This window comes from Streptomyces sp. NPDC058240, from assembly GCF_042882135.1.
In the GTDB taxonomy this organism is placed as follows: domain Bacteria; phylum Actinomycetota; class Actinomycetes; order Streptomycetales; family Streptomycetaceae; genus Streptomyces.
Window position 1 is genome coordinate 90,849 of the sequence record NZ_JBHVWT010000001.1, and the last position, 19,942, is coordinate 110,790.

Annotated in this window: 16 protein-coding genes; 1 reads left to right on the forward strand and 15 read right to left on the reverse strand. The window is 70.0% G+C overall.

Features of this window, described 5'->3' with window-relative positions:
• Nucleotides 1–17 precede the first annotated feature (17 nt).
• Nucleotides 18–620 carry a signal peptidase II gene (lspA, locus tag ACFVX4_RS00425; protein WP_389970256.1) on the reverse strand — a complete coding sequence of 201 codons (603 nt, stop codon included), beginning with the start codon at nt 618–620 and terminating at the stop codon, nt 18–20.
• 58 nt (nt 621–678) lie between these two features.
• Nucleotides 679–1,527: a TraR/DksA family transcriptional regulator gene (locus tag ACFVX4_RS00430; RefSeq protein ID WP_389970259.1), complete on the reverse strand. Its 849-nt coding sequence runs from the start codon at nt 1,525–1,527 to the stop codon at nt 679–681.
• 541 nt (nt 1,528–2,068) lie between these two features.
• On the opposite strand from ACFVX4_RS00430, the gene ileS reads away from it, so the two are divergent.
• Nucleotides 2,069–5,218, forward strand: a complete 3,150-nt coding sequence (gene ileS, locus ACFVX4_RS00435; RefSeq protein WP_389970262.1) for an isoleucine--tRNA ligase — start codon at nt 2,069–2,071, stop codon at nt 5,216–5,218.
• A gap of 372 nt (nt 5,219–5,590) precedes the next feature.
• On the opposite strand, the gene ACFVX4_RS00440 is transcribed toward ileS, so the two are convergent.
• The 13 genes from ACFVX4_RS00440 to ACFVX4_RS00500 all read right to left on the reverse strand — a co-directional run bounded on the left by ACFVX4_RS00440 (nt 5,591) and on the right by ACFVX4_RS00500 (nt 19,933).
• Entirely contained in the window at nt 5,591–6,724 is a 1,134-nt protein-coding gene (locus ACFVX4_RS00440; protein ID WP_389970264.1) for a DivIVA domain-containing protein, read from the reverse strand.
• A 49-nt stretch (nt 6,725–6,773) separates the two neighbouring features.
• Nucleotides 6,774–7,058: a YggT family protein gene (locus ACFVX4_RS00445; protein ID WP_072483208.1), complete on the reverse strand. Its 285-nt coding sequence runs from the start codon at nt 7,056–7,058 to the stop codon at nt 6,774–6,776.
• A 70-nt stretch (nt 7,059–7,128) separates the two neighbouring features.
• Nucleotides 7,129–7,746, reverse strand: a complete 618-nt coding sequence (locus ACFVX4_RS00450) for a cell division protein SepF (RefSeq protein WP_114244064.1) — start codon at nt 7,744–7,746, stop codon at nt 7,129–7,131.
• 126 nt (nt 7,747–7,872) lie between these two features.
• Nucleotides 7,873–8,592: a YggS family pyridoxal phosphate-dependent enzyme gene (locus ACFVX4_RS00455; protein ID WP_389970267.1), complete on the reverse strand. Its 720-nt coding sequence runs from the start codon at nt 8,590–8,592 to the stop codon at nt 7,873–7,875.
• Between the two features lie 6 nt (nt 8,593–8,598).
• Nucleotides 8,599–9,339 (reverse strand): peptidoglycan editing factor PgeF, encoded by a 741-nt coding sequence (gene pgeF, locus ACFVX4_RS00460; RefSeq protein ID WP_389970270.1) that lies wholly within the window; start codon nt 9,337–9,339, stop codon nt 8,599–8,601.
• Nucleotides 9,336–10,553: a cell division protein FtsZ gene (gene ftsZ / locus ACFVX4_RS00465; protein ID WP_389970273.1), complete on the reverse strand. Its 1,218-nt coding sequence runs from the start codon at nt 10,551–10,553 to the stop codon at nt 9,336–9,338. The genes pgeF and ftsZ overlap by 4 nt, the downstream gene beginning before the upstream one ends.
• 277 nt (nt 10,554–10,830) lie before the next feature.
• The gene (locus tag ACFVX4_RS00470; RefSeq protein ID WP_389970276.1) at nt 10,831–11,625 is read right to left on the reverse strand and encodes a cell division protein FtsQ/DivIB; all 795 of its coding nucleotides are present in this window, start codon (nt 11,623–11,625) and stop codon (nt 10,831–10,833) included.
• A gap of 50 nt (nt 11,626–11,675) precedes the next feature.
• On the reverse strand, nt 11,676–12,770 hold the full coding sequence (gene murG, locus ACFVX4_RS00475) for an undecaprenyldiphospho-muramoylpentapeptide beta-N-acetylglucosaminyltransferase (RefSeq protein ID WP_124718176.1): 1,095 nt from the start codon (nt 12,768–12,770) through the stop codon (nt 11,676–11,678).
• Between the two features lie 6 nt (nt 12,771–12,776).
• Entirely contained in the window at nt 12,777–14,228 is a 1,452-nt protein-coding gene (ftsW, locus tag ACFVX4_RS00480; RefSeq protein ID WP_389970279.1) for a putative lipid II flippase FtsW, read from the reverse strand.
• An 84-nt stretch (nt 14,229–14,312) separates the two neighbouring features.
• A complete protein-coding gene (gene murD / locus ACFVX4_RS00485) occupies nt 14,313–15,746 on the reverse strand; it encodes a UDP-N-acetylmuramoyl-L-alanine--D-glutamate ligase (RefSeq protein WP_389970282.1) in 1,434 nt (477 codons plus the stop codon).
• Nucleotides 15,728–16,798 carry a phospho-N-acetylmuramoyl-pentapeptide-transferase gene (mraY, locus tag ACFVX4_RS00490; RefSeq protein ID WP_329592953.1) on the reverse strand — a complete coding sequence of 357 codons (1,071 nt, stop codon included), beginning with the start codon at nt 16,796–16,798 and terminating at the stop codon, nt 15,728–15,730. The genes murD and mraY overlap by 19 nt, the downstream gene beginning before the upstream one ends.
• Nucleotides 16,795–18,201, reverse strand: coding sequence for a UDP-N-acetylmuramoyl-tripeptide--D-alanyl-D-alanine ligase (murF, locus tag ACFVX4_RS00495; RefSeq protein ID WP_389970286.1), 1,407 nt, complete (start codon nt 18,199–18,201; stop codon nt 16,795–16,797). Before murF ends, mraY begins: the two co-directional genes overlap by 4 nt.
• A 4-nt stretch (nt 18,202–18,205) precedes the next feature.
• Complete coding sequence (locus ACFVX4_RS00500; protein WP_389970289.1) at nt 18,206–19,933, reverse strand: UDP-N-acetylmuramoyl-L-alanyl-D-glutamate--2,6-diaminopimelate ligase; 1,728 nt, start codon at nt 19,931–19,933, stop codon at nt 18,206–18,208.
• Between the last annotated feature and the right edge of the window lie 9 nt (nt 19,934–19,942).

Here is a 19,942-nt window from a genome sequence, read left to right on the forward strand (position 1 = left end):
AGTATGCCTTGCGGCCACTAGTCCTTGTGCACGGTGCCGTCGGGGTCCAGGCCCTTGAAGGAAAGGATCACGATCAGGATGCCGCCGCAGACGATCGCGGAGTCGGCGAGGTTGAAGACGGCGAAGTGCGCCGGGGCGATGAAGTCCACCACCGCGCCCTGGAAGGTGCCCGGGGCACGGAAGATGCGGTCGGTGAGATTGCCGAGCGCACCGCCGAGCAGCAGGCCGAGCGCGATGGCCCACGGCAGGCTGTAGAGCTTGCGCGCGAGCCGGGCGATCACGACGATGACGGTCGCCGCGATGAACGTGAAGATGACGGTGTACGCCTCACCGATACCGAACGCGGCACCGGCGTTGCGGATCGCGCTGAGCTGCAGCCAGTCGCCGATGAGCTCGACCGGCTCGTGGTGCTCCAGCTTCGCGACCACGAGCATCTTGCTGATCAGGTCGATGAGGTAGGCGAACACGGCCACGGCGAAGAGCACCATGATCCTCCGCTTGCCCCTGCTCGGGGCGGTCTCCCCGCCCCGGTCATCGGCCCGGTCCGCGGCCTCGCCCCCTTCGGTCCCCTCAGCATCGGGGATGTCCGGCGTACCGATGATGCGCTCCGCCTCTGCCACGTGAATCCCTCAACCTAGGTTCCTGACTGAGGACGAGGGTACGACACACCGCCGGGGATCAACCGCGCCGCTCCTGCTTCTGTTTGTCCTCGACACAGAGCGTGGCGCGCGGGAACGCCTGCATCCGCGCCTTGCCGATCGGATTGCCGCAGATCTCGCACAGTCCGTACGTCCCGGCGTCGAGCCGGGCCAGGGCCCGCTCGGTCTGCTCCAGCATCTCCTGGGCGTTGGCGGCGAGCGACATCTCGTGCTCGCGGGTGATGTTCTTGGTGCCGGTGTCCGCCTCGTCGTCACCCGCGCCGTCACCGGAGTCACGCATCAGTCCGGCGAGCGCGGCACTCGCGGCCTCCAGCTCACTGCGCAGCCGCATGGTCTCGCTGCTCAGCACGGCCCGCGCCTCGGCGACCTCCTCCGGGGTCCAGGGGTCCTCGCCCGGTCGGACCGCCAGCTCGCCGGGGGCTGTCGTGACGCCCCCGGTGGCCGGGGGCACGGGCGCCGCGCCCGTGCCGGCCGTGCGGGTCCGGGTCGCGCTCTTCTTGGCTACCACCGTGTGGGCTCCCGTCTTCCCGGCGGCCTCGGCCGCCCCCTTGGCCGCGGACGCGGCCCTCTTCGAAGCCTTCTTGGCCGCGCTCTTCTTCGCAGGTGCCTTCTTGGGCGGCTCCGCGGGCCCGGCATCCTCGTGCTCGGCATCCTCATGCTCGGCGGACGCCGCCTTCATTCCGGCCGCTGTCTTCCTGGCCGCGGATTTCTTCGCCGCCGTCTTCTTCACGGCGGCCTCCGTCGCACCGGCCTCGGCCTCGACCTCCGGGACAGTCTCCATACCTGCGTCACCGCCCGTCTCCCCGGCCGCCGCGCCCGTGGATCCGGCCGACGCCGTCTTCTTCGCGGCGGTCTTCTTCGCCACCATGGCCGCGGCCCCTTCACATATTGTGATCTTGCACGCGAATCGTGCTGGGACGATAAATCGACCCCAGCGCCGCGGCAACGGGGCACGCCGCCGAATCGCCCCTCCCCGCGTCCGGATACCGACCTGCCTGCATCCGTTGTGCCCAGCTCACCGCCGGGTAATCCGCCTCCCGGCACCCCGCCCGGACTCCGTACTCCTCCGTCTGCCCATTCGGGTCACGCCCCGCCCCTCGGGTTAAACCGGTCGGCCGTCGCCCGTAAGGGCCCGTACACTGGGCCCAGCGAGAGGCGTGGATGGGACGAGTAGCGTCGTACGCAGCCAGGAGCGACCCGGGGACGGTGGAAGCCCGGGGGCGAGCGCGTCGTGAAGATCACCCGGAGCCGTCGGAAGAACGCCGCAAGGCAAGTAGAACCGGCATCGCGACCCCAATGAGGGGGCCACGGGCGCACGCCCGGGGCCAAGGAGGGTGGTACCGCGGGAGCCGATGAGGCCCTCGTCCCTCCGACGGAAGTGGAAAACGTCCGCCGGAGGAAGTCCGCCCATGACATCGCCGCAGTACCGCCAGGTACCCGCCCAGGTCGACCTGCCCGCGCTGGAGCACGCCGTGCTCGATTTCTGGCGCGACAGCAAGGTCTTCGCCAAGAGCCTCGAACAGTCCGAGGGCCGCCCCGAGTGGGTCTTCTACGAGGGCCCGCCCACCGCCAACGGCATGCCCGGCGCCCACCACATCGAGGCCCGCGTCTTCAAGGACGTCTTCCCCCGCTTCCGGACCATGCAGGGCTACCACGTCGGTCGCAAGGCCGGCTGGGACTGCCACGGACTGCCGGTCGAGCTCGCGGTCGAGAAGGAACTGGGCTTCAACGGCAAGAAGGACATCGAGGCGTACGGCATCGCCGAGTTCAACGCCAAGTGCCGTGAGTCCGTGACCCGCCACACGGACGCGTTCACCGAGCTCACGACCCGCATGGGCTACTGGGTCGACCTCGACGACGCGTACCGCACGATGGACCCCGAGTACGTCGAGTCGGTGTGGTGGTCGCTGAAGGAGATCTTCAACAAGGACCTCCTGGTCCAGGACCACCGCGTCGCCCCCTGGTGCCCCCGCTGCGGCACGGGTCTCTCCGACCACGAGCTGGCACAGGGTTACGAGACGGTCGTCGACCCGTCGGTCTTCGTCCGCTTCCCCCTCACGTCCGGCCCGCTGGCCGGCTCGGCGTCCCTCCTCGTCTGGACGACCACCCCCTGGACCCTGGTCTCCAACACCGCCGTGGCCGCGCACCCCGACGTCACCTACGTCGTCGCGACCAATGGCGAGGAGAAGCTCGTCGTCGCGCAGCCGCTCGTCGAGAAGGCGCTGGGCGAGGGCTGGGAGGCCACCGGCGAGACCTTCACCGGCCGCGAGATGGAGCGCTGGACCTACGAGCGCCCCTTCACCCTGGTGGACTTCCCCGCCGAGGCCCACTACGTGGTCAACGCCGAGTACGTGACGACCGAGGACGGTACGGGTCTGGTCCACCAGTCCCCCGCCTTCGGCGCCGACGACCTCCTGGTCTGCAAGGCGTACGGCCTGCCGGTCGTGAACCCGGTCCGCCCCGACGGCACCTTCGAGGAGGACCTGCCGCTGGTCGGTGGTGTCTTCTTCAAGAAGGCCGACGAGGCGCTCACCGAGGACCTGGCCGCCCGCGGCAGGCTCTTCCGGCACGTCCCGTACGAGCACAGCTACCCGCACTGCTGGCGCTGCCACACCGCGCTGCTCTACTACGCGCAGCCGTCCTGGTACATCCGTACGACCGCCATCAAGGACCGGCTCCTCCAGGAGAACGAGAAGACCAACTGGTTCCCGGACTCGGTCAAGAACGGCCGCTTCGGTGACTGGCTGAACAACAACGTCGACTGGGCGCTGTCCCGCAACCGCTACTGGGGCACCCCGCTGCCGATCTGGCGCTGCGAGGACAGCCACCTCACCTGCGTCGGCTCGCGCGCAGAGCTGAGCGAGCTCACCGGCACCGACCTCTCGGGCCTCGACCCGCACCGCCCGTTCATCGACGAGATCACGTTCACCTGCTCGCACGAGAACTGCCAGCTGGAGGCGTACCGCGTCCCCGAGGTCATCGATGCCTGGTACGACTCGGGTTCGATGCCGTTCGCGCAGTGGGGCTACCCGTACAAGAACAAGGAACTCTTCGAGAGCCGTTACCCGGCGCAGTTCATCTCGGAGGCCATCGACCAGACCCGCGGCTGGTTCTACACGCTGATGGCGGTCGGCACCCTGGTCTTCGACAAGTCGTCCTACGAGAACGTGGTCTGTCTGGGCCACATCCTCGCCGAGGACGGCCGCAAGATGTCCAAGCACCTGGGCAACATCCTTCAGCCCATCCCCCTCATGGACCAGCACGGCGCGGACGCGGTGCGCTGGTTCATGGCGGCGGGCGGCTCGCCGTGGGCGGCGCGCCGCGTCGGCCACAACACGATCCAGGAGGTCGTCCGCAAGACCCTCCTGACGTACTGGAACACGGTCGCCTTCCAGGCCCTGTACGCCCGTACGTCCAGCTGGGCCCCTTCCGGGGCCGACCCGGCACCGGCGGACCGCACGGTCCTGGACCGCTGGCTGCTGAACGAGCTGAACGCGCTGGTGGACCAGGTCACGCAGGCCCTGGACGGTTACGACACCCAGCGCGCCGGCAAGCTGCTGTCCGCCTTCGTCGACGACCTGTCCAACTGGTACGTACGCCGCTCGCGCCGCCGCTTCTGGCAGGGCGACAAGGCGGCGCTGCGCACCCTGCACGAGGTCGTCGAGACGGTGACCCGGCTGATGGCCCCGCTCACCCCGTTCATCACCGAGCGGGTCTGGCAGGACCTGGTCGTCCCGGTCACGCCGGACGCCCCCGAATCGGTCCACCTCTCCACCTGGCCCAAGGCGGACCCGACGGCGATCGACCCCGCCCTCTCCACCCAGATGGCGCTGGTGCGCCGCCTGGTAGAGCTGGGCCGGGCCACCCGCGCCGAGTCCGGTGTGAAGACCCGCCAGCCGCTCTCCCGGGCACTGGTCGCGGCGGCGGGCTTCGAGGCGCTCTCCCCCGAACTGCACGCCCAGATCACGGAGGAGCTGAACGTCTCCTCGCTGGCCTCGCTGTCCGAGGTCGGCGGCTCGCTGGTCGACACGACCGCGAAGGCGAACTTCCGGGCGCTCGGCAAGCGGTTCGGCAAGGGCGTCCAGGCGGTGGCCAAGGCGGTCGCGAACGCCGATGCGGCGGCCCTCTCGCTGGCCCTGCGCGAGGGCACGGCGTCGGTCGAGGTGGACGGCGAGACGATCACCCTCTCCCCCGACGAGGTGATCATCACCGAGACCCCGCGCGAGGGCTGGTCGGTCGCGTCCGACTCGGGCGCGACGGTCGCCCTGGACCTGGAGATCACCCCGGAGCTCCGGCGCGCGGGCCTCGCCCGTGACGCGATCCGCCTCATCCAGGAGGCCCGCAAGAACAGCGGCCTGGACGTCGCCGACCGCATCGCCGTCCGCTGGACGTCGGCCTCCCCCGCCACGGTGGAAGCCCTGACCGAGCACGCGGCCCTGATCGCGGACGAGGTCCTCGCACTGGACTACGCCCAGGGCGAGGCGGACCCGGCGTACGGCGCCCCGTTCGAGGACGAGGGCCTGTCCCTGACGTTCCGCCTCCGCAAGACGGAGCAGTAGCCCACAGCAGGAAGAGGGGCCCGGCCGGACACCAGTCCGACCGGGCCTTTCTCATTGCTTCCCGGGCCTCCCGACCCCGCCCTCCAGCCGTGCAGCTCCACCCTCCAGCCTCCCGGCTCCGCTTTTCAGCCCCTCCGGCGATTGAGGAGCGGGGTCTGGGGCAGAGCCCCAGGTTCGGGAAGGGGCGGGTAGGGGAACGGCCCCGCGCAGCGGCCCCCCACCTGCTGCCCACAACTCAAGGCCCACGCCCCCGCCCCGGCGCCCGCGCCCGCGCCCGCCCACCACGCACGACAAAAGGGCCGGGCCCCGGGGAATCCCCGGGGCCCGGCCCTCAGCCTGCCGACGGCTACGCGCTCAACGCGCGCACCCGGCTCAGTTGTCGTCCTCGTCGATCAGGAACCCACGCATCGGCGAAGGAGCCTGCTGCATCGGCTGCGGCGCCTGCGGCCGCACCGGCGCCATCGGCTGGGTCATCGCCGGCGACATCTGCTGCTGGCCGCCGTACGAGGGCCCACCGCCCATGGACGGGTTGCCGCCCATCTGCTGGTTGCCGTGGTTGCCGCCCATGGCGTGACCCATGGCACCCGCACCGGCCGGGGCCAGCGAGGGCGACGGCGGCAGCGAAGCGGTCGCGGGAGTCCGCGGCGGGGCCAGCGAGTCGTCCGCCTGGGTCTCCAGCTGACGCAGCTGGCTCTCCAGGTAGGACTTCAGGCGGGTCCGGTACTCACGCTCGAAGCCACGCAGGTCCTCGACCTTGCGCTCCAGCGTCGCGCGGGCCGACTCCAGCGAGCCCATCGCCACGCGGTGCTTCTCCTGCGCGTCCCGCTCCAGGGCGTCCGCCTTGGCGCGTGCGTCCCGCTCCAGGCCCTCGGCACGGCTGCGCGCCTCGCCGACGATCTTGTTGGCCTCGGAACGGGCCTCCGCGATCGCCTGGTCGGCGGTCTGCTGCGCGAGCGAGAGGACACGGGCGGCGCTGTCGCCACCGGGGCCCTGACCGGGCTGCTGCATCTGCGGCGGCTGCTGCATCTGCTGCATCTGCTGCATCTGCTGCTGCGGGGCGTGACCACCCATGGGGCCGCCCATCGGGCCGCCCTGCATCGGACCGGGGCCGTGCGGACCCTGCGGACCGGGGCCGTGCGGGCCCTGGGGACCAGGACCGTGACCGCTGGGACCGGCGGGCAGCTGCGGAGCACCACCGGGCAGCTGGGGCGGACCCATCTGCGGGGGCTGCTGCTGGACCGGCGGACCCGATATGGCGGCGGGCACGGGTGCCCCGGGCCGGTCCTGCGGCTCCGGCTTGCGCATGCCCTGCTGCTGCTGGTTCTGCGCGGCGGCACGCGTGGCAGCGGCCAGCTTCGCGCGCAGGTCCTCGTTCTCACGGAGCAGGCGGGTCAGCTCGGACTCGACCTCGTCGAGGAAGGCATCGACCTCGTCCTCGTCATAGCCTTCTCGGAGGCGGACGGTCGTGAACTGCTTGTTCCGCACGTCCTCAGGAGTCAGCGGCATCTCTTCTTCACCTCTACGTAGTCGTCGGCAGTCGGCAAGACCGTATCGCTCACAGCCTGATCACGATGCTGATCAGGATGTAGACGATGATCATCAGAACGAAGAAGGACAGGTCGAGTGCCACGCCCCCGAGACGCAGCGGCGGGATGAATCGCCGCAGAAGCTTGAGCGGTGGATCGGTGACAGTGTAGGTGGCCTCAAGTATGACCACCATCGGCTTGCCGGGCTGCCATGAACGCGCGAACTGGAAGACGTAGTCCATGACCAGCCGGAAGATCAGCACGATGAGGAAACACATCAGCGCGATATAGACAACCTGCAGTGCGACGCCCATTTCGCGCTTCCCTCTCCCCTGGCTCTCGTAGCTCCGGCCTCGCGGCCGGGTTGTTCCCGGTGTCGTGTTCTCAGCTCTGGTTGAAGAATCCGCCCTCAGCGATACGGGCCTTGTCCTCCGCCGTGACATCGACGTTAGCAGGCGACAACAGGAACACCTTCTGCGTCACGCGCTCAATGCTGCCATGGAGACCGAAGACGAGTCCTGCAGCAAAGTCGACAAGTCGCTTTGCGTCCGTATCGTCCATCTCCGTGAGATTCATGATCACCGGAGTGCCCTCACGGAAGTGTTCCCCGATGGTACGGGCCTCGTTGTAGGTCCTGGGGTGCAGTGTGGTGATGCGGTAGGGCTCCCGCTCGGACACGACCTTGGGCATGATCACCGGTGCGTTCTTCTCCATGTTCGGGCGTTCAGGTGTGATGGATGCCACGGGGGCGATTCGGGCGGGTCGCTCTCTTTCCGCCGGGATCTGAACCGGCTCCCGCTGCGCGGGAGGCTGCACCACTCGTACCGGTTCGTCCCGCTCCCGGTCCCGCTCCACCTGATGCGCGGGCTGGTGCCGCCGCCGGTCGCGCTCGGGCTCCGGCTCGGGTTCGAATTCGTCGTCGGGGTCGAACCCCGGACCGTCGTACCCATCGTCCTCCACGAGGCCGAGGTAGACCGCCATCTTGCGCATCGCGCCGGCCATGCTCTGAGTCCTCCGCTCTGTGGTGGATCGGCATCTGTCACCAAGTGCCCCGCGATCCACTGAGGCCTGCCCGCCATAGGCGGGAATGACCATATTTTCTGCTGTGGTCCGACCTGCTTGGCGACGTTACCCGAGCCCGGGTCGGACTCCGAGTACCGCCGTACCGACGCGCACATGTGTCGCTCCGGCCGCGACGGCATCCTCGAGGTCCGCACTCATCCCCGCAGAGACCATGTTCGCAGCCGGATGGTTCCCGCGCAGGCGGGATGAGAATTCCATCAGCCGGTCGAAGGCGGCCCGTTGCCGTCCCGCGTACGCTCCGGCGAGCGGTGCGACGGTCATCAGACCGCCGAGCCGCAGCCCCGGCGCGGAATCGACCGCGGCGGCCAACTCCTCGATCCCGTCCGGCGCGACGCCGCCCCGGTCACCCCGCTCGCCGCTCTCCGCGTCGAGTGCGACCTGGATGAGACAGCCGAGTTCGCGCCCCTCGCGCACGGCGGCCGCCGAGAGCGCGGTGACCAGTCTGGTCCGATCCACCGACTGCACGACATCGGCATAACTCGCTACAGAACGAACCTTATTCGTCTGCAATTGACCGACGAAATGCCATGTGAGCGACAGATCCGCGCATTCGGCTGCCTTGGGAGCCGCGTCCTGGTCACGATTCTCCGCGACATGACGCACACCCAGTTCATGCAGAATCCGCACATCGCTCGCGGGGTAGGTCTTGGTGACCACGATGAGGGTCACTTCTTCCCGCTCACGACCGGCGGCGGCACAGGCGGAAACAATGCGTTCCTCCACCCGCGCCAGATTTTCGGCGAGTTGAGCCTTACGGTCCGTCATGCCCTATCAGTCCAACCAGACATATCCGGCGAGCCGCCCGGTGGTGCGGTCGCGGCGGTACGAGAAGTGGTCACTCGATTCGAGGGTGCAGACCGACGAGGCCTGCCGGTCCTCGACGCCTAGCGCTTCGAGCTGGGCATGGACCCCGGCGGTGACGTCCACGGCCGGAGTGCCCCAGCTGGTCTCGGACCAGGCGGCCGGGACGCTCCGGGCGACTTCGGCGCGCATGTCGGCGGGGACCTCGTAGCACCGTCCGCAGACCGCCGGTCCGGTGCGGGCGACGATCCGGGAGGTGTCGGCGCCGAGCCCGACCATGACCTCGACCACGGCGGGGACGACCCCGGCGACCAGACCCGGACGGCCCGCGTGCGCCGCGGCCGCGATCCCGGCGACCGGGTCGGCGAGCAGTACGGGAGTGCAGTCGGCGGTGAGCACGGCGAGCGGGAGCCCGCGCCGCGCGGTCACCACCGCGTCCACCGCGGGGATCTCAGAAGCGTCTCCCCACGGCCCGTCGACGACCGCGACGTCCCGCCCGTGCACCTGGTTCATCCAGACGACCCGCGCCGGGTCCAGACCGAGGTTCCGGGCGGCGCGTTCGCGATTGGCCAGAACGGCGGCGGGGTCGTCTCCGACCGCGCCGCCGAGGTTGAGCTCCTCGTACGGAGCGGCGCTCACTCCGCCCCACCTGTCGGTGAAGGAGAAGTGGGCGCCGCCCGCCGAGGACCGTGCGTGGAGCTGAGCTATCACTTCAAGAAGTCCGGAACATCCAGCTCTTCGGCCTGGGAGTCCTGGTAGGAAGGACGGGCCGGCGGGACGTGCGGCGAAGCGATCGGCGACAGGTGGTTCTCGCTCACCACCGGTACGGGCTCCGCCTGGACCGGCGGCTCCTCGCGGGTGGGCACGGAGCCCAGCCCACTGGTCTGACGCACGGGCTCGGGGGCCCGGACCGGCGCGGCGGGCTCGTCGCGCTTGGCGGAGTTCGCGCCCAGGACGTTCTCACGACGGGTCGGCGGCTGTCCGCCGTCGAAGCCCGCGGCGATCACGGTGACACGTACCTCGTCGCCCAGCGCGTCGTCGATGACCGCACCGAAGATGATGTTCGCCTCGGGGTGCGCCGCCTCGCTCACCAGCTGGGCGGCCTCGTTGATCTCGAAGAGACCGAGGTCGCTGCCGCCGGAGATGGAGAGCAGGACACCGCGGGCGCCGTCGATGGACGCCTCCAGGAGCGGCGAGGAGATCGCCATCTCCGCGGCGGCCACCGCGCGGTCGTCGCCGCGGGCCGAGCCGATGCCCATGAGTGCCGATCCGGCCTCGGACATGACCGACTTGACGTCGGCGAAGTCGAGGTTGATCAGACCCGGGGTCGTGATGAGGTCGGTGATGCCCTGGACACCCGAGAGCAGTACCTGGTCGGCCGACTTGAACGCGTCGAGCACGCTGACCTGGCGGTCCGAGATGGACAGCAGCCGGTCGTTGGGAATGACGATGAGGGTGTCGACCTCTTCGCGGAGTTCGGCGATGCCGTCCTCCGCCTGGTTCGCGCGTCGCCGGCCCTCGAAGGTGAACGGGCGGGTGACCACGCCGATCGTCAGGGCGCCGAGCGAGCGCGCGATGTTGGCGACGACGGGTGCGCCGCCGGTGCCGGTGCCGCCGCCTTCCCCGGCGGTGACGAAGACCATGTCGGCCCCCTTGAGGACCTCCTCGATCTCCTCACGGTGGTCCTCTGCCGCCTTGCGACCGACTGCCGGGTTGGCGCCGGCGCCAAGGCCGCGGGTGAGTTCGCGGCCGACGTCGAGCTTGACGTCGGCGTCGCTCATCAACAGGGCTTGCGCATCAGTGTTGATCGCGATGAACTCGACGCCCTTGAGACCGACCTCGATCATTCGGTTGATGGCATTGACACCACCGCCGCCGACACCGATGACCTTGATGACTGCGAGGTAGTTCTGCGGTGCTGCCACGTCGAAGGCCTCTCGCCTCGAGTTACGTGTCGTCGCTTCGCGGTAGTCCCGCCGCGACGACGGATGCCGATTGGGACGGTCCGAAACGCCGACCCAAACCCTAACGTTGAAGTTTAGGGTTACCAGTGTGTCTGCTTCATGGACTCTTCCGAACAGGACACTAAGTCGACAAGTGGCGCACGTTCAACGAACACGCCGAACCTCCCGTTTTTCTTTTCACCCTATGTGATCACCCGTAGCGCTGACCAACCAGGGTGCTGGCCAGGCCAAATGTGCGTCAACTGCCCGACACGGCAGGGGCGGTGGGTGCACTCACGTCGAAGTGTCCCGCTTTGGGAGCGGATTTCATGAGAGCGGTGAGAACTCTCGCCTTCACCGGACCTCCTTCACCGCTGCCCCAGATCACCGTGCGCCCCCGGGTGAGTTCCAGGGAGATCGAGTCGTACGAGGTGACCCGTACGACCTTGGTGTCCTTGGCGACGCCGCCCGGGAGTTCGCCCGCGACCCGGACCGCTTCCCGCACCAGCCGGGCACTGCCGAAGCGGCGCAGACTCGCGGACTGATCAGGTGTCAGTTCCAGCAGAGGCACACGCCCAGGCGATTTGTCCACCGTTGCGAAACGCACGCCTTTCGCGTCCACTTCAATGAACTTTGCGCCCTTTTTGACCAGCAGGACCGGCTGTCGTTCCGTCACCTTAAGTCCGATTCCGTGCGGCCATGACCGTACGACATCCACGGAATCGATACGAGGCAACTTCTGGCGCAACCGGTCGGCGATGGCGTCGGTGTCCACGGAGATCAGCGGGGCCCCGATCGGTACCGCCGCGGCGGCCTCCACCTCGGACGGTGTCAGAACGTCGACACCGGTGGTCCTGACCTCTTCGGCCCGGAACCAGGAGGAGCCGTAGAGCGCCCAGACGGCGCCGGCGGCGAGCAGCAGCACGAGCACGCCGATCAGGATCAGCCTCATGCGGCCGGGCAGTCTGCGCCCTTCGGGGCGCGGGCGCGGCGGGCGGGCCGGGGAGTTCTCCCGCTGCCGTGCTCCGCGCTGGGCGGTCGTCGGTCCGGCCACGCTCGCTCCTTACGCCGGGTCCGGGGGCGCCGCCCCCGGACCCGTCCGCCTCACGCGCCTCGGCGTGCGGCAATCGCCTCGTACACCATGCCGACGAGCAGGTCGTCGGCGTCCCGGCGGCCGAACTCGGCGGCGGCGCGGGACATCTCGTACAGCCGGTGCGGATCCGCGAGCACCGGGAGGACGTTGCCCTGCACCCACTCGGGGGTGAGCGCCGCGTCGTCCACCAGCAGTCCGCCGCCGGCGTTGACCACCGGCTGGGCGTTGAGCCGCTGTTCGCCGTTGCCGATGGGCAGCGGGACGTAGGCGGCGGGGAGCCCGACGGCGGAGAGTTCGGCGACGGTCATCGCGCCGGCACGGCAGAGCATCATGTCGGCCGCGGCGTACGCGAGATCCATCCGGTCCACGTACGGTACCGGGATGTAGGGCGGCATCCCGGGCATGTTGTCGACGCGCGGCAATTCGTTCTTCGGTCCGACCACGTGCAGGATCTGGATCCCGGAGCGCTGCAGCAGCGGGGCGACCCGCTGGACCACCTCGTTGAGGTGGCGGGCGCCCTGCGAGCCGCCGGAGACCAGCAGCGTCGGCAGGTTGGGGTCAAGACCGAAGGCGGCACGTGCCTCGGGGCGGACCCGGGCCCGGTCCAGGGTGGCGATGGTGCGGCGCAGCGGGATGCCGATGTAGCGGGCACCGCGCAGCTTGCTGTCGGGGGTGGAGACGGCGACGCCGTGGGCGTACCGCGAACCGATCTTGTTGGCCAGGCCGGGACGGGCGTTGGCCTCATGGACGACGATCGGCACTCCGGCCCGCTTGGCGGCGAGGTAGCCGGGCAGGGCGACGTAGCCGCCGAAGCCGACGACGCAGTCCGCCTTGGTGCGCTCCAGGATCTGCTCGGCGGCCTTGATGGTGCCGCGCAGCCGTCCCGGGACGGTGATCAGTTCCGGGGTGGGTTTGCGCGGCAGCGGCACCGCCGGGATCAGGGCGAGTTCGTACCCCCGCTCGGGTACGAGCCTGGTCTCGAGTCCGCGCTCCGTGCCGAGGGCAGTGATTCCCACGGTCGGGTCCTGCCTGCGCAGGGCGTCCGCGAGGGCAAGCGCGGGCTCGATGTGGCCGGCGGTCCCCCCACCGGCGAGTACGACATGCACCGAAATTCACCGCTCTCCGGACGGACGCTTCTTGACGCGCCGTCTCATCGTCTTCCATCTCACCCCGGGCCTCCGCATGGCCAGGGCCGCCTTCGCTGCGGGATCCTCTCGCGCGAACGCGATCAGCAGCCCGACGGCGAACATGGTCGGCAGCAGGGCCGATCCTCCGTAGGAGAACAGCGGGAGCGGGACACCGGCGATCGGCAGCAGGCCGAGCACCGCACCGATGTTGATCACGGCCTGCACCGTGATCCAGGTGGTCACACCTCCCGCGGCGTACCTCACGAAGGGGTCCTCCGTGCGTCCGGCCACGCGGATACCCGCATAGCCTAGAGCCGCGAAGAGGGCGAGTACCGACAGCGTCCCCGCCAACCCCAGTTCCTCCCCGGTGATGGCGAAGATGAAGTCGGTGTGCGGTTCAGGTAGTTGGCCCCATTTTTCCACACTCGCACCGAGCCCGGAACCGAACCATCCGCCGGACGCCAGAGCATAGATGCCGTGCACCGCCTGCCAGCAGGAGTCCCCCGGTCCGGGCTCGCTGGCGCCGATGCAGGCGAGCCTGGACATCCGGTTCGGGCTGGTCTTGATCAGCACGAAGGCGATCAGCGCGGCGAAGCCGAGCACTCCGCCGAAGAGCCGGGTGGGTGCCCCGGCCAGCCAGAGCAGTCCGAACAGGATCGCGGTGAGAATGATCGCAGTTCCCATGTCGCCGCCGAGCATGATCAGCCCGAGGAGCATGAAGGCGACCGGGACGAGCGGGACGAGCAGGTGCTTCCACTGGGTCAGCAGCCGTTTGTCCTGTTTGCGGGCGAGCAGGTCCGCGCCCCACAGGACCAGGGCGAGCTTGCCGAATTCGCTGGGCTGGAGCTGGAAGGGGCCGCCCAGGTAGAGCCAGTTCTGGTTGCCGTTGACCGACATCCCTATCCCCGGCACCTGGACCAGCACCATCAGGAAGACGGTGCCCATGAGCAGCGGGTAGGCGAACGCCCGGTGCAGTTTGGCGGGCATCCGGGCGGCGAGCGCCATCAGTCCGGCGCCGATGACGGCGGCCAGGAACTGTTTGCGGAAGAAGTAGGTGCCCGGTTTGTCGAGCTCCAGCGCCTTGATCATCGACGCGGAGTAGACCATCACCAGGCCGAGCACGGTGATCAGCAGGCCGGCGCCCAGGATCAGGTAGTACGCGGTCAGAGGGCGGTCCCAGGCCCGGCGTGCCTGCTCGTACATCCGCCGCACGCCGCCTCGCGGAGCGCGGGGGCTGCCGGTGGAGCGGCCCTTGGAGCGCGGCACCGAGGGGCGCCGTGAGCCGGTGGCCGACCGGACCCTGAGGGCGGGGCCGAGGGGCGCCGGGACGCCCGCAGCCGCTCCCGCGAGCAGCGGCGGGGTGAGCGCCCGGCTGATCGCCGCGGTGGCCCGTGAGCGGCCCCCACGGGGCCCGGCGGAGCTCTCTTCGGCCGGCATTGTCGCTGTCCCCTCCACTGCTCGTGCCCGGGGCCTCCGGCGAGGGCCGACGGCCGTGACGGTACGGCGCGGGGGCCGGGCCCGTCAGGCGCTCTCGGCGGCGAGTGCGCGGACCGCGTCCGCGAACGCCTCGCCCCGCTTGTTGTAATTGACGAACATGTCCATCGAGGCACAGGCCGGGGCCATCAGTACGGTGTCTCCCGGCCGGGCGAGCCGTGCCGCCTCGCGGACCGCCTCGGACATCGCCCCAGTGTCGGTCCGGTCGAGGTCGACCACCGGGACCTCGGGGGCGTGTCGCGTGAGGGCTTCGCGGATCAGTTCCCGGTCCCGGCCGATCAGTACGACGCCCCGCAGCCGCCCGGCGGCCCCGGTCACCAGCTCGTCGAAGGTGGCGCCCTTCGCGAGGCCGCCGGCGATCCAGACGATCGGGTCGTAGGCCGCCAAGGAGGCCTCGGCGGCATGGGTGTTGGTGGCCTTGGAGTCGTCGACGTACGCGACCCCGGCGACGTCCGCGACGTGCTCGATGCGGTGCGGGTCGGGGCGGAAGGCCCGCAGTCCGTCGCGTACGGCCGCGGGCTCGACGCCGAAGGCGCGGGCCAGGGCCGCCGCCGCGAGGGCGTTGGCGATGTTGTGCGGGGCGGGCGGGTCGATGTCCCCGACCTCGGCGAGCTCCTGGGCCTGCTTCTGCCGGTTCGCCACGAAGGCGCGGTCGACGAGGATGCCGTCGACGACGCCCAGTTGGGACGGGCCCGGTGTGTTCAGGGTGAAGCCGATGGCCCGGCAGCCCTCCTCGACGTCGGCCTCGCGGACCAGGTCCTCGGTCGCCGGGTCGGCCGCGTTGTAGACGCAGGCGACGCGGTTGCCCTCGTAGATCCGGCCCTTGTCCGCGACGTACGCCGCCATGGAGCCGTGCCAGTCGAGGTGGTCCGGGGCCAGGTTGAGGACGGCGGCGGAGTGGGCGCGCAGCGAGGGCGCCCAGTGCAGCTGGTAGCTGGACAGCTCGACGGCGAGTACGTCGTACTCCTCGTCGCCGAGCACGGCGTCCAGGAGGGAGACGCCGATGTTGCCGACTGCGGCGGTGCGCAACCCGGCCGCCTCCAGGATCGAGGCGAGCATCCGTACGGTCGTGGTCTTACCGTTGGTGCCGGTGACCGCGAGCCAGGGAGCCGCGCCGGGGCCCCGCAGCCGCCAGGCGAGTTCGACGTCGCCCCAGATGGGGACGCCCGCCTCGGCGGCTGCGGTGAAGAGCGGCTTGTCGGGCTTCCAGCCCGGGGTGGTGACGATGAGCTCGGTGGACCCGGGCAGGGTCGCCCCGTCGCCGAGGCGCACGGTGATGCCCTGCGCCTCCAGCTCCGCGGCCTGCGCACGGGAACGCTCGTCGTCCCCGTCGTTGACCACCGTGACGACGGCCCCGAGGCCGTGCAGCACCTTGGCCGCCGGGATTCCGGAGACCCCGAGTCCCGCGACGGTGACGCGCTTGCCCTGCCAGTCCTGGTTGCTCACTTCTCGGCTGCCCATCCCGCGTAGAAGAGTCCGAGTCCGACGATCACGCACATGCCCTGGATGATCCAGAAGCGGACCACGACAAGGACTTCGGACCACCCCTTGAGTTCGAAGTGGTGCTGGAGCGGCGCCATCCGGAAGACCCGCTTGCCGGTCATCTTGAAGGATCCGACCTGGATGACCACGGACATGGTGATCATCACGAAGAGGCCGCCGAGGATGGCCATCAGGAACTCGGTGCGGGAGCAGATCGCCAGACCGGCGAGGGCGCCGCCGAGGGCGAGCGAACCGGTGTCACCCATGAAGATCTTGGCGGGCGAGGTGTTCCACCACAGGAAGCCGAAGCAGGCGCCCATCAACGCCGAGGCGACGACCGCGAGGTCGAGTGGGTCGCGTACCTGGAAACAGGCGTTGGGATTGGTCAGGGTGTCCGCGTTGACGCAGGACTCCTGGAACTGCCACAGCCCGATGAAGGTGTAGGCGCCGAAGACCATCACCGAGGCACCGGTGGCCAGGCCGTCCAGACCGTCCGTCAGATTCACGCCGTTGGACATGGCCAGGATCATGAACAGCGCCCAGACGACGAACAGCACCGGGCCGATCGACCAGCCGAAGTCCGCGACGAACGACAGCCGGTCGGAGGCCGGGGTGTTGCCGTGCTTGTCCGCGAACTGGAGCGAGAGCACCGCGAAGGCGATGCCCACGATCAGCTGGCCCGCCATCTTCGCCTTGGCCCGCAGGCCCAGCGAACGCTGCTTGACGATCTTGATGTAGTCGTCGAGGAAGCCCACGAGGCCCATGCCGGCCATCAGGAAGAGCACCAGCACGCCGGAGAATCGCATCTCCTCGCCGGTGATCAGCTTCGCCGCGATGTACGCGATGATCGTCGCCAGGATGAAGGCAATACCGCCCATGGTGGGCGTGCCCTTCTTGGACCCGTGGGTACGCGGGCCGTCGTCCCGGATGAACTGCCCGTATCCCTTGCGGGCCAGCAGCTTGATCAGCAGCGGAGTTCCGACCAGGGTCAGAAAGAGCCCGATGGCCCCCGCGAAGAGGATCTGCCTCATCGGCCGGAGACCTCGCCCTCGGACGCGTTCCCCAGCAGTGCCATGGCGACCTGCTCCAGGCCGACCGACCGGGACGCCTTCACCAGCACGACGTCTCCCGGGCGCAGTTCACTGCGCAGCAGGTCGACCGCGGCCTGTGCGTCGGACACGTGCACCGACTCCTCACCCCACGAACCCTCGTTGTATGCGCCCAGTTGCAGCCAGGAGGCTTCTCTGCCCCCGACCGCGACGAGCTTGCTGACGTTGAGCCGGACGGCGAGCCGTCCGACCGCGTCGTGCTCGGCGAGCGAGGCGTCGCCGAGCTCGGCCATCTGGCCGAGCACCGCCCACGTACGCCGGCCCTTCCCCATGGCGGCCAGCGCGCGCAGCGCGGCTTTCATGGATTCGGGGTTCGCGTTGTAGGCGTCATTGACGAACGTCACGCCGTCCGGACGCTCGGTGACCTCCATGCGCCAGCGGGAGAGGGTGCCCGCCTCGGAGAGCCCTTCGGCGATCTCGTCTGCGGACAGGCCCAACTCATGGGCGACGGCGGCCGCGGCGAGCGCGTTCGACACGTGGTGCTCACCGTACAGGCGCATGGTCACGTCGCTGCACCCGGTGGGTGTGTGGAGCTGGAAAGCGGGGCGTCCGTCGTCGGTGAGACGGACCTTCTCGCCCCGTACGTCCGCTTCCGCGGCTTCCCCGAAGAGCAGCACCCGGGCCTTCGTGCGGGAGGACATGGCGCGTACGAGCGGGTCGTCGGCGTTGAGTACGGCGACGCCGTCCTCGGGCAGCGACTCGACCATCTCGCCCTTGGCCTGTGCGATCTGCTCGCGGCCGCCGAACTCGCCGATGTGAGCGGTGCCGACGTTGAGGACGAGGCCGACGCGGGGCGGGACGAGACCGGTGAGGTAGCGGATGTCGCCGATGTAGCGTGCACCCATTTCGAGGACGAGGTGGCGGGTGTCCTCGGTGGCGCGCAGCGCGGTGAGCGGCAGGCCGATCTCGTTGTTGAGGTTGCCCGCCGGGTAGACGGTGGGCCCCTTGCGTTCGAGGAGCTGGGCGATGAGGTCCTTGGTGGAGGTCTTGCCCGCGGAGCCGGTGAGCGCGACGACGGTGGTGCCGAGGCGGCCCACGACGGTGCGGGCGAGCGCGCCGAGTGCGGCCACGACGTCGTCGACGACGATCGCCGGAACGCCGACGGGGCGGGCGGCCAGCACGGCTGCCGCGCCCGCCTCGACGGCGCGCTGCGCATAGTCGTGGCCGTCGACCCGCTCGCCGGCGAAGGCGACGAACAGGCTGCCGTGCTTCACCTCCCGGGAGTCGATGACGACCGGCCCGCTGACGGTTGCTGCCGGATCGGGTATGTCGTGCGACTGCCCGCCGACGATTTCGGCGATCTCGGCGAGGGAAAGGGTGATCACTTGGTCATCCCTGACTGTTGTTCTCGTGGGTGTGGGCGCGGTGGTCGGCGCTCTCGGCGCGCCGGTGCCCCAGGGACCGCTCGATGGCCGCGCGCAGGACCACGCGGTCGTCGAAGGGGCGTACCACGCCGTGGATGTCCTGGCCCTGCTCGTGGCCCTTGCCGGCGATCAGCACCGTGTCACCGGGCTCGGCGCGGGCGACCGCGGAGGCGATGGCGGCGGCCCGGTCGGCGTCGACCAGGACGTCGCCCCGCTCGTGGACGGGCACCTCGGCGGCGCCCGCGAGCATTGCGGCGAGGATTCCGAGGGGGTCCTCGGAACGGGGGTTGTCGGAGGTCAGTACGGCGGTGTCGGCGAGGCGGGCCGCGGCGGCGCCCATCGGGCCGCGTTTGGTCGTGTCGCGGTCGCCGCCGCAGCCGAGGACGATGTGCAGCCTGCCCTCGGTGACCTTCCGCAGGGCACGCAGCACGGATTCGACGGCGTCGGTCTTGTGCGCGTAGTCGACGACCGCGAGATACGGCTGTCCGGCGTCGACCCGCTCCAGTCGGCCGGGCACGCCCGGAACGGCCGCGACGCCGTCGGCCCCGGTCTGCGGGTCGATGCCCGCGACAGCGAGCGTGACGATCGCGGCGAGGGTGTTGGCGACGTTGAACGGGCCGGGCAGCGGGGCCCTGGCGGCGATCCGCTCGCCCTTGGGGCCGACGACGGTGAACGTGGAGCCGAGCGGCCCGACTTCGACGTCCTCGGCGCGCCAGTCGGCGTCCGGGTGGCCCTCGGCGGAGAAGGTGACGACCGGGACGGACGCCTCGGTGATCAGCCTGCGGCCGTATGCGTCGTCGAAGTTGACGACGCCCTGCCGGCTGCGCCGCGGGGTGAAGAGCTGTGCCTTGGCCTGGAAGTAGTCCTCCATCCCGGAGTGGAACTCCATGTGTTCCGGGCTGAGGTTGTTGAAGACCGCGACGTCGAAGACGCAGCCGTCGACCCGGCCGAGCACCAGGGCGTGGCTGGAGACCTCCATGGTCACCGAGTCGACGCCGCGCTCGCGCATGACGGCGAACAGGGCCTGCAGATCGGTGGCTTCGGGGGTGGTGCGCTCGGACTTGATGCGCTCGTCGCCGATCCGCGTCTCCACGGTGCCGATGAGCCCGGTGGCGCGCCCGGCGCCGCGGAAGCCGCCCTCGATCAGATAGGCGGTGGTGGTCTTGCCGGACGTTCCGGTGATGCCGATCTGGAGGAGTTCGGCGCCGGGCCGTCCGTAGATCTCGGCGGCGAGCTCGCCCATCCGGCCGCGCGGGTCCTCGGTGACCAGCACCGGAAGTCCGGTGGCGGCGGCGCGCTCGGCGCCCGCCGGGTCGGTGAGGATCGCCGCCGCGCCGAGGTCGGCCGCCTGGGCCGCGAAGTCGGCGCCGTGCAGGCGGGCGCCCGGCAGGGCCGCGTAGAGGTCGCCGGGGCGTACCGCCCTGGAGTCGTGGGTGATGCCGGTGACCTCGCCGGTTCCCGGCGGCTCGACTCCCAGCCGGGCTGCCAGTTCGCCGAGCGCGGTCGGCCCGATCCGGTCCGGGCGGGGCGCTCCCGGGTAGTTCACAGGGGCGGCCTTCTGGGTGGTTTGGGACTGATCAGCGTGGGGCACGGCGGTGAGCGTACCCGGCGCACCCGGCCTCTCGCGAAGCGAGGGGCCGGGGTTCCGGTGGTTCCCGTTCCGGTTCCCGGGATCGGGCGTGATGGTTGTCACTGGATGGTT

Coding starts and splice junctions, on each gene's coding strand:
- ACFVX4_RS00445 (WP_072483208.1), bottom strand. CDS start 7,058: ATGGGCGTCGCACTGCAGGTTGTCTATATCGCGCTGATGTGTTTCCTC.
- ACFVX4_RS00450 (WP_114244064.1), bottom strand. CDS start 7,746: ATGGCCGGCGCGATGCGCAAGATGGCGGTCTACCTCGGCCTCGTGGAG.
- murD (WP_389970282.1), bottom strand. CDS start 15,746: ATGGGCAGCCGAGAAGTGAGCAACCAGGACTGGCAGGGCAAGCGCGTC.
- ACFVX4_RS00430 (WP_389970259.1), bottom strand. CDS start 1,527: ATGGTGGCGAAGAAGACCGCCGCGAAGAAGACGGCGTCGGCCGGATCC.
- ACFVX4_RS00455 (WP_389970267.1), bottom strand. CDS start 8,592: ATGACGGACCGTAAGGCTCAACTCGCCGAAAATCTGGCGCGGGTGGAG.
- ileS (WP_389970262.1), top strand. CDS start 2,069: ATGACATCGCCGCAGTACCGCCAGGTACCCGCCCAGGTCGACCTGCCC.
- ACFVX4_RS00440 (WP_389970264.1), bottom strand. CDS start 6,724: ATGCCGCTGACTCCTGAGGACGTGCGGAACAAGCAGTTCACGACCGTC.
- ftsW (WP_389970279.1), bottom strand. CDS start 14,228: ATGCCGGCCGAAGAGAGCTCCGCCGGGCCCCGTGGGGGCCGCTCACGG.
- mraY (WP_329592953.1), bottom strand. CDS start 16,798: ATGAGGCAGATCCTCTTCGCGGGGGCCATCGGGCTCTTTCTGACCCTG.